We start from the raw sequence: 12,644 nt of genomic DNA on the forward strand, positions 1-12,644 counted from the left end.
ATAAACTATTTTTATCATGGAAAACAACAAAAGCCTTATCACGACAAAGGGACTCAAGAAGTTCTACTATACTGATGAGATTGAAACAACTGCTTTGAATAATGTAAATATTGACATTAAAGAAGGTGAATTCGTTGCAATCATGGGTCCTTCAGGTTGTGGTAAATCCACTCTTTTGAACATTATCGGTCTATTGGACAACCCTTCTGAAGGGGAGTTCTTTTTTTACAATGAAGAGGTCTCAAAATATTCTGAAAGACAAAGAGCTGAGCTAAGAAAAAGGAACATTGGGTTCGTATTTCAAAGTTTCAACCTAATCGACGAATTGACAGTCTATGAAAATGTGGAGCTTCCTCTCATCTATTTGAAATACCCTTCTGCTGAACGCAAGAAAAGAGTGGAAGAAGTATTAGAGCAGATGCAGATCATGCACAGAAAAGATCACTTTCCACAACAGCTCTCAGGAGGTCAGCAGCAACGAGTAGCTGTGGCTCGTGCTGTAGTAGCTCAACCCAATTTGATATTAGCGGATGAGCCAACTGGAAACTTGGATTCTACCAATGGTCAGGAAGTGATGACGCTATTGAGTACACTCAATCAAAGCGGAACAACTGTCATCATGGTAACACACTCTGCGACTGATGCAGAATATGCTCATCGCATAGTGAACCTCTTTGACGGACAGGTGGTGTCTGAGAACATCAATTCTAAAGAGAACTCTCTAGTATAAATCAACCTACATAGGAATCGCCGTCTGTCAACAAAAGACGGCGAAAATCACGCTTTCTTCAAAGGGTATGGCGTAGCCTTGTCCTAATACAATCAGAAAACACAATTATGAAAAAGTTACTCTACACATTTGCACTTTTAGTCAGTAGCCTGTATTTCGTTGAAGCGCAGACCGTTTTAACACTAGAGGAATGCATCAACATCGCCTTGGAAAATAACCTCGACATCAAAAGGGCAAGAAACAATGCCATCAGTCGAAAAGCGGGCTATACCCAAAGCAAAATGCAATTTCTACCATCCTTGAGTGCTTCTGCTTCTCATAATTGGAATGAAGGACTGCAGTTCGACCAAACGACTGGTAATTTGGTGAACACGACAACGCTTTCCGGAGGAGGCACTATTAGTGGGAACTTCACTATTTTCAATGGTTTTCAGAATGTTTATGGCGTAAAGCGCGACAGGTATCTCTACGAAGCTTCGCAAGAGCAAGTGCGATCCAATGAATTGGCAACGGAAGCATCGGTGGTGAATGGCTTTCTCAACATCGTGAATACGCGCGAAAATTTAAGGATACAGGAGCAGACCAATAATTTGTTGAAAGAGCAATTGGAGAGAGAGCAAAAGAGAGAAAAAGCAGGGGTTGGCAATATGGAGCAAGTGTATAATTTTCGTTCGCAGGTTGCGCAACAAGAATTGCGGATCGTCAACTTGAAGAACCAATTGCAGAGTGCGAAGTTGACCTTAATCCAACTACTTCTGTTAGACCCTCTGGACAATTATGATTTTGAAGGCATTACACCTGAGGATGCACAATTAGAGGCTGAGGTTGAGGAATATCAATCCGTATACACTAAGGCCAGAGATTATTCTCCAGCCCTAAGGTCTGCTCAGCTAAATCTTGAAGCATCCAAGAAGTCGTTAAAGATTGCTCAGTTCAATTGGATGCCTAGTGTAACCTTAGGTGCAAGCTATGGAACCGGTTGGTCTTCGAATTTAAAGGACCCAGCGGATGGTTCAGTTTTAGATCCAACTACACAGTTTCAAACTAATGCTTCCAAACGTGCTAGTTTCAACTTGAATATTCCGCTCTTCACACGATTCAATAATAGGACACAAATGCAGCAACAAAAGATCAGTTTTTTGAATGCCGAACTTAGTCTTCAAGACACAGAAAACACCTTGCGTAACAATGTTCAGCAAGCCTATCTAGATCTCTTGAATGCGAAGGAAAGCTATAGAGCGGCGAAAGAGAGTTTACTCAATCTGAATACAGCCTTTGAATTTTCAAAAACCAGATACGAAAATGGAACAATTGATTTTGTTACCTATTTGGTCAGTTTGAATGGAAAGAATAATGGCGAGTTGGAGCTTACTCGTGCTAAATACAGCATTTTATTCAGGAAGTTGATCTTAGATATTTACATCGGTGAGCTCAATTTAGAGCTTGATAATTTCGGACTCAATTGATTTGAAAGCGTTCGATGCGTTTTCCCTTTATACCGATCAATTGATCTTTTTCCATGAGCACAAAATCGAACGAGTGGTTGCCAATAGGTACCACTCGTTTCTTTTTGGTATAAATGTTCATCAATTCGAGCGTATTCCCATCATAGAGAATTATTTCATCGTTAAGAAATGAGAAATAAGAGATTCCCTTTTTGGGTATAAAGTCCAAAAAACCACCTAGGTTGTCGAATACAGCTATGCCATGGTCTTTTTCGCTAATGAACACAAGGTTCTGATAAACGCGCATATGCTCCGGGGAGATGTCTTCTATGTTCAACGTCAGGTTCAACTGGTTGTCGAACAAGAGTTCATTATTATACAGGTCTACTTTACGTAAGGTTTGTGTTTCGGTATTAAAAGCCCAGAGGGTCTGATCATTCTCTAGCGTTGCTAGCCCATCAAATGTCCTGAACTCATTGCCTTCTACCCGATAAAACTCTGAATTATTGAAGAACCTATCCAAAAAGAAATACTCTTGATACGCGCTTGAATAAACAAAGGTCTTAAGACCTTGCCAGGCTTCAATCAGCGTAATAGGAAATCTTCTATTGGTAGAATTGTTATACTCTAAATTACCTTCTGTGTCGTAGCGTTCGATCTCACCATTGCTGAGGCCTAGGTACAACCTACCCGTTCTGTCAATAGAAACGGAAACAGGTTGCTGCTGTATTTCAAAGGCGCTTATCAACTTAAGCGTTTGTCCGAAGGCAAGAGGAGGGAGGAGAAATAAAATAAATGTCAGCTTAATCCTCATGTTTTGTGAGCTTCAATACCCCTTCTTCAAAAATAGCATACGTGTATTGCGTTATCCATTCACCTAAATTGATGTAACGGCTTTTTTTACCGACTTCTAGATCAAGGGGTAGGTGGCGATGTCCAAAAACGTAGTAATCGTGATGAGTTGAAGACTCCACAAACTTGGCATATTGCCACAACCATTCTTTATCACCAAGGAATTCTTGTTCTACATTGTTCGCTTGAGCTCTGCTTTTTGATGACCAAAAATTGGCAAGTCCGACGCCAATGTTTGGATGTAGCCAATGAAAGCACCATTGGAAAAAAGAATTCGTAAAGATCTTTTTCAACTGTTTGTAGCCTTTGTCTCCTGGTCCTAAGCCATCACCATGCCCGACATAGAGCGAAACATTATTGATAGAGACTTGAATAGGGTTATAATAGACCTTCGCATTCAGTTCTCTTTCGAAGTACCCAAACATCCAAAGATCGTGGTTGCCGACAAAAACGTGCAGCTCAATTCCGGCATCAGAAAGTTCAGCGAGTTTGCCTAAAAAACGGGTATATCCTTTAGGTATGGTATGCTTGTATTCGAACCAAAAATCAAAGAGGTCTCCGACAAGGAAAATGGCTTTTGCATCTTGCTTGCACTGATCTAGCCATCGAATGATCCGCTTTTCTCGCGCTAAACTACTTGCATAATCAGGAACACCCAGATGAAAATCAGAGGCGAAATATACCTTTTGTCCTGGATTCAACGAGATCTTCACGTCCACTTCAGCAATATCTTTAATGCGACTGAATAAAAAACATCAGACCGCATGCGACCTGATTTTGACTATTAGTATTGTTGAGGATTACTCCTCCTTTTTGACGTCTTCGGCCTCCTCAACTGTTGTTTCAGTGGCAGCGGAAGGAGAGACTTCTTCACTAGCGTCTTTTACCGAGTCTTCTTTTTTCTCTTCATTGTTCTCGGTAAAGGCTTGGTAACTCGTTTGATTTTCAAACGGTCGTTTACCAATTAATCCTTCAAGGTCAGATTGGAAAATAATTTCCTTTTCCAACAATTCTTGCGCGAGAATTTCTAATTCCTTTTTCTTTTCTGTCAATAAAGTGATGGTGCGTTTGTAAGCATCATCGACAATTTTCTTCACCTCTTCATCGATCGTTTTTGCTGTATCTTCCGAATAAGGCTTTGTCATGCTGTATTCACTTTGCTTGGAATCATAGAAAGAAATGTTCCCAATTTTTTCATTCATGCCATACACGGTAACAATGCTATAGGCTACCTTGGTGACACGCTCAAGATCACTTAGCGCACCGGTTGATATCTTTCCAAAGATGATCTGCTCTGCAGCTCTACCGCCTAACGTCATGCACATTTCATCGATCAACTGTTCTGTCTGGTACAAGAACTGTTCTTTCGGTAAATATTGTGCATAGCCTAAAGCAGCAACTCCACGAGGTACAATCGACACCTTGACCAATGGGTCTGCATGCTCAAGGAACCATCCAGCTACTGCGTGACCGGCTTCGTGGTATGCCACGATCTTTTTTTCCTCTGGAGAAATAAGCTTATTCTTTTTCTCTAGTCCCCCAATGACCCTGTCGATGGCATCTTGGAAGTCCTGCATGTCGACCGCCTTTTTGTCTCTTCTGGCTGCAATTAAAGCGGCTTCGTTACAAACGTTGGCAATTTCTGCACCTGCAAACCCTGGCGTTTGAGCTGATAACTTCTTAGGGTCAACGTCCTTCTCTAATTTGATCGGCTTAAGATGCACCTTAAAGATAGCTTCCCGACCCACGATGTCCGGTTTGTCAATACTGATTTGACGATCGAATCGGCCTGGTCTTAGCAAGGCATTATCAAGCACGTCTGGACGGTTAGTGGCTGCCAATATGATCACTCCAGAATCGGTGGCAAAGCCATCCATTTCTACCAAAAGTGAATTCAAGGTGTTCTCTCTTTCATCGTTAGAGCCTGGCATTTGTCCTTTACCTCGCGAACGGCCGATGGCATCAATCTCATCTATAAAGACAATACATGGAGCTTTTTCTTTGGCTTGTTTGAATAAATCTCGCACTCGAGCGGCACCCACACCCACAAACATTTCCACAAAATCGGAACCCGACAAGGAAAAGAAAGGAACTGCTGCCTCGCCAGCAACTGCCTTTGCAAGAAGGGTTTTACCCGTTCCCGGAGGGCCTACGAGTAAGGCACCCTTAGGTATTTTACCACCAAGTTTCGTGAATTTGGAGGGGTTTTTTAGGAACTCAACGATCTCCTTGATCTCCTCTTTCGCTTCATCTAAGCCTGCAACATTATCAAAGGTGATTTTCACCTTATTCTCTGCATCAAATAAAGCCGCTTTAGATTTACCGATGTTGAATATCTGACCTCCAGGACCTGCATTACCTGTCATTCTTCTCATCATTAACCAGAAGAACAGAATGATCAAAATTAGGAAACCCCAAGTACTTAGGAAGTCAATAACTGTCGTCCGTTCATTGAATTCTACCGGCACTTGTTGTGCTTTATTGATGTTGTTGTCTTCTAGAAATTCATTGTAGTATTCATCGAATTTATCTGCTGATGAATAGAAATCCTTCATTACATAGTGCGGCCCTGTAGCAGTACCGAAAAGACTGTTGTTCTCAAGTTCGGTTTTGTACTTCGCGTTCTGTAGCGCTTCTTGTTTCAGTGTAATTTCGACACTGCGCTGATTGGTAATGAAAACGATCTTCGCTATATCATTGCTTTTGACCATGTCTTCAAATCGTGAGGGCGTGATAGGAATGCCCGTATTTGAATTGGTTAAAAAGGAAATGGCGAAGAATACAATGATCAATGATATGAATATCCAAAGCTGGTTGTTAGGCTTTTTACCAGGCTGCCCGGGCTTTGGTATAATGTTCTTCTTTCTTGGATTATCTGGCATTTGCTATTCTTTTCTAGTTTTGAAACCTATTGTATAACGCTCAAGTGTTGATTAAGTTAACCTTGAGTAGGTTGGATTGTCGTTAATTGTGCATCACCCCAAAGGTCCTCTAATGCATAGTACTGGCGCTTGTCTTTTTTAAAAACATGTGCGACCACATTGACATAATCCAAAAGTATCCATTCTTTGTTCGTGAACCCCTCTTTTTTCCATGGGTTTTCCTTTGAGCTTTTGAAAATGGCTTCTTGAATTGATTCTGAAATGGCTTCAACTTGCGTATCAGAGTTTCCTGAACATAGGACAAAAAAATCTGTAACTGCTCCTTTCACGTGGCGCAAATCCATAAGAACAATGTCCTCGGCTTTACGCTCTTCCATTCCCTTTATGATGAGTTGACTTATTTCTTGGGAGGTCATTCAGTAATTAATGAGATAATTTTTCTTTTTTCGTGTTTCAAATTAACGAATTACGTTGTACAAAATCCTTGCAAATACGCTATTTCTCGGTAAAGAAGTCGTTTACATGCCAACCTGTCATTCAACTAATGACACGACTCGAGAACTTGTCAGCTATACTGACAAAAAAGAGGGGCTAATGGTGATTACTGATGCGCAAACTCAAGGAAAAGGGCAGCGCGGAAATACATGGAGTTCGGAGCATCATAAAAATTTGACATTCAGTCTTTTGCTGAAACCAAGTTTTTTGCAAGTCAACCAACAATTCTATTTGAATATGATCAGCTCCTTAGCGGTCGTGGAGACATTAAAAAAATGGATTCCAGATAAAAAAGTGCAGGTAAAGTGGCCCAATGACGTGTTGGTGGATAAAAAAAAGATCTGTGGGATCTTGATTGAAAATAGCTTGAGTGGCACCAAGATGACCAATTCCATTGTGGGAGTGGGGCTAAACATCAATCAAGAGGAATGGGATACGCCAAATGCCACCTCTTTGATTCACCATGTAAAAAAGGAATTGGAACTAGCTCCTATATTGGAACAAGTAATCGGTTATTTGGAGCAGTCCTATATTCGATTGAGATCCGGTGATCTTACTGCCATTAAGGCCAAATATTTAGCGAATTTGTACGGATTTAAAGTACCTGTAAAACTTTATTCTAGTCAGGAATTTTTCGGTGAAATACTGGACATAGACGATAGAGGCAGGGTAATCGTAGTTGACGATCATAAAAGTCAAGTGTTTGATGTTAAGGAGATTAGATTTGTCTTGTCTTAACTCTTCGTCATCGTTGATATATATCTTTTCTTACCTTACCTTTGCAGCATTAAAAAAAAACAAATATGTCTGAAACTGCTGTCGCATACAAAGTAAAAGATATCAACCTCGCAGAATGGGGTAGAAAAGAAATTCAATTGGCTGAGGCTGAGATGCCTGGTTTAATGGCACTAAGAGAAGAGTACGGTGAATCAAAACCACTCAAAGGTGCTAGAATAGCAGGATGTCTTCACATGACAATCCAAACTGCTGTATTAATAGAGACCCTTGTAGAGCTAGGTGCTGAGGTGACTTGGTCTTCATGTAACATTTTCTCAACACAAGATCATGCCGCTGCAGCGATTGCTAAGGCAGGTATTCCGGTCTTTGCTTGGAAAGGCATGAACGAAGAAGAATTTGATTGGTGTATTGAGCAAACTTTGCATGCATTCGAAGGTGGACAACCTTTGAACATGATTCTAGACGACGGCGGTGACTTGACCAATATGGTATTGGATCAATTCCCTGAATTGGTGCCGAATATCAATGGACTTTCAGAAGAAACCACTACCGGTGTTCATAGACTTTATGAACGAATGAAGAATGGTAAGCTTCCGTTACCTGCTATCAACGTGAACGATTCAGTAACGAAGTCGAAATTTGATAATAAATACGGTTGTACAGAATCACTTGTCGATGCGATCAGAAGAGCTACCGATGTGATGTTGGCTGGAAAGGTTGCTGTTGTTGCCGGATATGGTGATGTCGGTAAAGGATCAGCAGCTTCTCTAAGAGGTGCAGGCGTTCGTGTGATCGTTACAGAGATCGATCCAATCTGTGCGTTGCAAGCGGCAATGGATGGATTTGAAGTCAAAAGAATGGAGACAGCTATCCCAAGAGCTGACATTGTAGTGACTGCAACAGGAAATAAGGATATCATCGCTGAGCGTCATTTCAGAGCGATGAATGACAAGACCATTGTTTGTAACATTGGACATTTTGACAATGAGATTGACATGGCCTGGTTGAATGGTAATTATGGCGACACAAAAATTGAGATCAAGCCGCAGGTGGATCTTTATAACATCGAAGGTAACGACATCATCGTGCTTGCTGAGGGTAGATTGGTGAACTTAGGCTGTGCTACTGGACACCCTTCTTTTGTGATGTCCAATTCATTTACGAACCAAACCTTGGCACAGATTGAGCTTTGGACCAATACAGGAGCATACGAAAATGCTGTATACACGTTACCAAAGCATTTGGACGAAAAAGTGGCAGCCTTGCACCTTGAAAAGATTGGTGTTGAGCTTGAAACCTTATCTAAAGACCAAGCAGATTACATCGGAGTAACCGTAGAAGGCCCATACAAACCGGAGCACTACAGATACTAGTCGATTTTTGAAATTCTAAAAGAGGGCTCCTATATGGAGCCTTTTTTTATTTGAATTTTATCCTTAACCTTATTTATGGCTTTGAATAAAAAGATCACTCGATACAAAAACCTTATTGGTGATTTTAAGAACTGGTACACTTTTCTGTTGTATAAGCTCTTTGGTGGAGACTCCATTACTTTTAAGATGAGGAGTGGTTACGAAATCAATGTTGAGCGAAGACTGACACATACGTTTAAAGAGAATTTTTTTGATAAGGTATACTTAAGTCATTTGGGAGAATCCTTTGTTAAAGCGGAGCGTCCCATCATCATCGATATTGGAGCACAGGTTGGCTTTTTTAGTTTGAGCATTCTCACTCAAAAACCACAAGCAAAGGTCATCGCCTATGAGCCGATGCCCGCTAATTTCAAGCGGCTGAGCGAATACAAAGAGCAGTTCAAGGCATTCGATTGGAATTTAAATCATGTTGCCGTAGCTGCCACCAATGAACCTCTTGTTCTTTATACCAATACAGTTGAAGGCTTTTCAAGTCGTTCCAGCATTTTTAATGATGGTAATGATAAGATTAAGGTAGAGGTGCCGTCCGTAACATTTGACCAGATCATGGCTGAGTATGAGTTGAAAAAAGTGGATCTTTTAAAGCTCGATTGTGAGGGCTCTGAGTATCCTATTCTCTATCACCTTGGAGAAAAACAGTTTAAGCTGATCAACAACTTGTGCATAGAAAGTCATCAAGGCCAAGGAAAAGATGAAAACCACGATGCCCTTGTTTCGTACTTACGACAATTCAATTACCAGGTGAAGGAACAAAGTAATGGGGATGGAACAGGGTATATTTGGGCTTCTCGATAAGCAATAGAGCGTTAAACGAAAATTTACATGGAGACATTAAGTGGAATATACTCAAAGGGAACCCGACGGAAATTGCTAAAACTTTTCGGGTATGAATCGAAAGATCCATACATGAAGTATAAGGAGATCGATTTTTTCAAAGAATTATTGTCTTCCTTTCAACCCGACCGTTGCTTAGAATACGGCTGTGGTACGAGCACGCCCTATTATATTGAACATCTGCCCAAAGAAAGTCATTGGTCATCAATAGAGCATCACAAAGGATGGTTCGATAAGATTTCTCAAGAGATCGATCGGCCGAATTTGGATTTGCATTATGTGAATGTAGAGGGAAACGATCCGAAAGTGCCCTCAGAAGACATCTATGCCAGTTTCCCAAAGTCTTTTGCTCCCTTCGATTTTATTTTAGTGGATGGCATTCGTAGAGAAAACTGCATTGAGTTGGCGCACGATTTACTTTCGGATAAAGGAATCGTCGTGGTGCATGACAGTAATAGAGCGCATTATCATCCACACATCAAAAAATTCAAGTATTGGTTCATCTTAGAAGATTTTAGGAAATCTGCAGGGGGATTAGGCTTAGCATCGAACCATGTGGATGTTACCCAATTGATCGACCTTGAACAACATGCTGCGCTCTGGAGACAGGACACCGCAGTATCAAATTTTTTCAAGTTTAAATTTTTGTTAGGCAAGAAGGCTAAAGCATTTCGCTTGCAAACATCGAATCAAGGTTTGTAGATCAAGACAAAGGGTGCGAATTTTTCACTATTTCCCTGCTTGGCTTGATTGGTTGCCTTAACAAATTTGAAGAATTGTGATTCGGAGGCAAAATCGTAAATAAGACCTTCCCATAAGATTTCATAAGGAAATTCAACTGCAGCGAGATGATTCTTTGGTACAAGGGCAAGCGTTTCGTTGTTCTTTGCGTATACATTGATCATCTCAACAGATTGATCTCTTTTCGCCTTTCTTTCAGTATAGAAAGGTAAATTATGGATGATCCATGCATCTAAAAGAAGAGGAGTTGATGCCTGAATCTGTTTATTTTTTACAACGGCTCCAATCGTATCGTAAGGCCTGAATTCTTCAATTTTGGGTAAATAACTACTAAAGACGATCAAAAAGCCAAACATTGCCCAGAAGGGGAGTAATTGAAAATGTTCTTTGTCAAGGGTAGAAAAACCTTTTGCCACTAAGACTCCAATAACGGTTGTGATCAATAAAAACAACCAGTGCATCTGGAGGATGAAAATGAGATAAACAGTGCCAACAAGTAGGATTATCGACATGACCATGTTCAGAAAGGTAAAGAACCTTAATTTCGAAGTGTTCAAGAAAATAGGCACCATAAACAGCGCAAAGGCAGGATGTGCTTGAATGATGTATGTCGGTATTTTCCCTTTCGCAATAGTAAAGATCACCAGCATCACAGCGATCCAAGCGATGGGAAAAAGCACCTTGGTGATTTGTTCCTTATTCCTTATCCAAAAATAGATGCCATAAAAGAAGGTGAGTGAATATGGGATAATACTCCAGCTGATCACACCGATATAAAAGAACGGTTGAAGTCCCTTTGATGGCTTATCTAATGCCCTGCCAAACGTTTCTCGATAGTAGATCTCCCAAAAGTCTTGTCCATCTTTCAAATACATGTAAATGACCCAGCTGAGCCCAATGGCGGCAACGATGAGTATGCCTAAGGGAAGTTTCAACCAAGCGATTTCTCTTAGGAATAATCGCCACTCTTTCCAGTTTTTAAGTAATAAGTAAAAGACAACAATACCACCGATGACAATAATGTAAGGAAAGCCTTTGGTGAGTACCGTTAGACCTAGTGCTACATAAGTTAATGCGAGGAGTTCGTTTGATTGCCGCTGATAGGCTCTGTTGAATAAAAATAAGGTTAACGTAAAAAAGAAAGCTAAGGGGATTTCGGGCGAGGCATACTGTTTCACAGCGAGCAATTGTAAGCCGAGGCCATAGAGAATCATGGCATATATACCGCCCTTATGTCCATAGAGATCTTTACCAAGTAGAAAAGTGAGCCAAATTGACCCGAGTGCCATCAAAACGATCGGCAATCGAATACTAAATTCATTGAGACCAAATACAGCAGCACTGGCGGCTATTGCCCAGTAGGTGAGTGGTGGTTTATTATACCGGGGTTCGTAGTTGTATTGGATGTCCAGAAAATTACCGGACTCAAACATTTCCCGAACAGATTCGGCATAAAAGCTTTCGTTTGGTGTCCAAATGTCGTTAACATGAAAATTGTAGAAATAGAGGATGGTCAGCAAGGACATGATGACCCAACTCTTGTGAAGTGTCGTGCTTGTTGCGAGTCTGAAGCTTTTGAGTGTATGAAGGAAAGAAAAACTCACAGAATCGAAGGGTTAGCAGGTTGGACTATTGTTTCTATCTTTGCAATCTAACAGCAAATATAGAAAGGTCTCTTATGAATTCTTCAAGCCTTCGCACTTCTTTAGTCATTGCTACATACAATTGGCCTAAAGCCTTAGACTTGGTTTTGAAAAGTGTTTTGAGGCAATCCATATTACCTCATGAGATCATCATTGCTGATGATGGGAGTACTTCCGAAACGAAAGAACTGATCGAGGAATATCAAAAGGTCTTTACTATCCCTATCCGTCATTTTTGGCATGAAGACCAGGGCTATACCAAAACGATCATCCTAAATAAGGCCATGAAAACGATCGAAAGTGACTACATCATTCAAATTGATGGTGATGTCATTTTGCATCCAAGGTTTATCGAAGACCACCTCAGTTGGTGTAAAAAAGACTGTTGGCTTCAGGGGAGTCGTGTTTTGTTAGGTCCTACAATTTCTGAGGAAATTCAAGAGAGCGGAAAAATTGATTTTGGCCCTTTTGAAAAAGACATTACCAATAGGCTGAATGCCGTACGGTCGCCGTTGATACGCAAATTGTTTTATGATAAGGAGGCGTTCAATACCGAGACCCGAGGGTGTAATATGTCTTATTGGGCAAATGATTTTTTTAAAGTAAATGGGTTCAACGAAGACATCATCGGTTATAGCCGAGAGGATAGTGAATTGGCCGCTCGGTTCACGAACAACGGGATCAAAAAGAGAAAGCTGAAGTTTGGTGGATTACAATATCACATTCATCACGAGTTTGCCTCACGAGAGCGTTCTTCCCAAAATATTAGCATAGAACAACAAACCATAGAGTCAGGCATAAAGTACTGCATCAATGGCTTAGAGAAACTTGAACAGCCAGTCCAATAAGCC

12 protein-coding genes are annotated in these 12,644 nt (G+C 40.8%); 7 read left to right on the plus strand and 5 right to left on the minus strand.

Translation table 11 applies throughout. The annotated features are described in order from the left end of the window. Positions 1-16 precede the first annotated feature (16 nt). Together AC2D6U_RS01990 and AC2D6U_RS01995 are read left to right on the plus strand one after the other, a co-directional pair. Complete coding sequence (locus AC2D6U_RS01990; RefSeq protein ID WP_484719261.1) at positions 17-730, plus strand: ABC transporter ATP-binding protein; 714 nt, start codon at positions 17-19, stop codon at positions 728-730. Positions 731-837: 107 nt separating this feature from the next. After that, complete coding sequence (locus AC2D6U_RS01995) at positions 838-2,196, plus strand: TolC family protein (protein ID WP_484719262.1); 1,359 nt, start codon at positions 838-840, stop codon at positions 2,194-2,196. Here the strand turns inward: AC2D6U_RS01995 and AC2D6U_RS02000 are convergent. The 4 genes from AC2D6U_RS02000 to rsfS form a co-directional block, all read right to left on the minus strand. Further along, positions 2,189-2,989 (minus strand): hypothetical protein, encoded by an 801-nt coding sequence (locus AC2D6U_RS02000; protein ID WP_484719263.1) that lies wholly within the window; start codon positions 2,987-2,989, stop codon positions 2,189-2,191. The genes AC2D6U_RS01995 and AC2D6U_RS02000 overlap by 8 nt on opposite strands. Next, entirely contained in the window at positions 2,979-3,746 is a 768-nt protein-coding gene (locus tag AC2D6U_RS02005; protein WP_484719264.1) for a UDP-2,3-diacylglucosamine diphosphatase, read from the minus strand. Before AC2D6U_RS02005 ends, AC2D6U_RS02000 begins: the two co-directional genes overlap by 11 nt. An 81-nt stretch (positions 3,747-3,827) precedes the next feature. Beyond that, positions 3,828-5,909 (minus strand): ATP-dependent zinc metalloprotease FtsH, encoded by a 2,082-nt coding sequence (ftsH, locus tag AC2D6U_RS02010; protein WP_484719265.1) that lies wholly within the window; start codon positions 5,907-5,909, stop codon positions 3,828-3,830. A 56-nt stretch (positions 5,910-5,965) separates the two neighbouring features. After that, positions 5,966-6,325, minus strand: a complete 360-nt coding sequence (gene rsfS, locus AC2D6U_RS02015) for a ribosome silencing factor (protein ID WP_484719266.1) — start codon at positions 6,323-6,325, stop codon at positions 5,966-5,968. Between the two features lie 55 nt (positions 6,326-6,380). On the opposite strand from rsfS, the gene AC2D6U_RS02020 reads away from it, so the two are divergent. The 4 genes from AC2D6U_RS02020 (at position 6,381) to AC2D6U_RS02035 (ending at position 10,111) form a co-directional block, all read left to right on the plus strand. Then, entirely contained in the window at positions 6,381-7,142 is a 762-nt protein-coding gene (locus AC2D6U_RS02020) for a biotin--[acetyl-CoA-carboxylase] ligase (RefSeq protein ID WP_484719267.1), read from the plus strand. 65 nt (positions 7,143-7,207) lie between these two features. Beyond that, positions 7,208-8,515, plus strand: coding sequence for an adenosylhomocysteinase (gene ahcY / locus AC2D6U_RS02025; RefSeq protein WP_484719268.1), 1,308 nt, complete (start codon positions 7,208-7,210; stop codon positions 8,513-8,515). A gap of 75 nt (positions 8,516-8,590) precedes the next feature. After that, entirely contained in the window at positions 8,591-9,370 is a 780-nt protein-coding gene (locus AC2D6U_RS02030; RefSeq protein ID WP_484719269.1) for an FkbM family methyltransferase, read from the plus strand. A 111-nt stretch (positions 9,371-9,481) separates the two neighbouring features. Further along, complete coding sequence (locus AC2D6U_RS02035; RefSeq protein WP_484719270.1) at positions 9,482-10,111, plus strand: O-methyltransferase; 630 nt, start codon at positions 9,482-9,484, stop codon at positions 10,109-10,111. Here AC2D6U_RS02035 and AC2D6U_RS02040 read toward each other — a convergent pair. Continuing rightward, positions 10,099-11,754 carry an ArnT family glycosyltransferase gene (locus AC2D6U_RS02040; RefSeq protein WP_484719271.1) on the minus strand — a complete coding sequence of 552 codons (1,656 nt, stop codon included), beginning with the start codon at positions 11,752-11,754 and terminating at the stop codon, positions 10,099-10,101. The genes AC2D6U_RS02035 and AC2D6U_RS02040 overlap by 13 nt on opposite strands. Positions 11,755-11,828: 74 nt before the next feature. On the opposite strand from AC2D6U_RS02040, the gene AC2D6U_RS02045 reads away from it, so the two are divergent. Continuing rightward, complete coding sequence (locus AC2D6U_RS02045; protein ID WP_484719272.1) at positions 11,829-12,641, plus strand: glycosyltransferase family 2 protein; 813 nt, start codon at positions 11,829-11,831, stop codon at positions 12,639-12,641. Positions 12,642-12,644: the final 3 nt, after the last annotated feature.

The sequence above is a fragment of the Roseivirga sp. YIW32 genome, from assembly GCF_057219245.1.

Excerpts from the sequence above, each read along its gene's own strand:
- AC2D6U_RS01990 (WP_484719261.1), top strand. The coding sequence starts at position 17 with ATGGAAAACAACAAAAGCCTTATCACGACAAAGGGACTCAAGAAGTTC.
- AC2D6U_RS01995 (WP_484719262.1), top strand. The coding sequence starts at position 838 with ATGAAAAAGTTACTCTACACATTTGCACTTTTAGTCAGTAGCCTGTAT.
- AC2D6U_RS02000 (WP_484719263.1), bottom strand. The coding sequence starts at position 2,989 with ATGAGGATTAAGCTGACATTTATTTTATTTCTCCTCCCTCCTCTTGCC.
- ftsH (WP_484719265.1), bottom strand. The coding sequence starts at position 5,909 with ATGCCAGATAATCCAAGAAAGAAGAACATTATACCAAAGCCCGGGCAG.
- rsfS (WP_484719266.1), bottom strand. The coding sequence starts at position 6,325 with ATGACCTCCCAAGAAATAAGTCAACTCATCATAAAGGGAATGGAAGAG.
- ahcY (WP_484719268.1), top strand. The coding sequence starts at position 7,208 with ATGTCTGAAACTGCTGTCGCATACAAAGTAAAAGATATCAACCTCGCA.
- AC2D6U_RS02030 (WP_484719269.1), top strand. The coding sequence starts at position 8,591 with ATGGCTTTGAATAAAAAGATCACTCGATACAAAAACCTTATTGGTGAT.
- AC2D6U_RS02035 (WP_484719270.1), top strand. The coding sequence starts at position 9,482 with ATGAAGTATAAGGAGATCGATTTTTTCAAAGAATTATTGTCTTCCTTT.
- AC2D6U_RS02045 (WP_484719272.1), top strand. The coding sequence starts at position 11,829 with ATGAATTCTTCAAGCCTTCGCACTTCTTTAGTCATTGCTACATACAAT.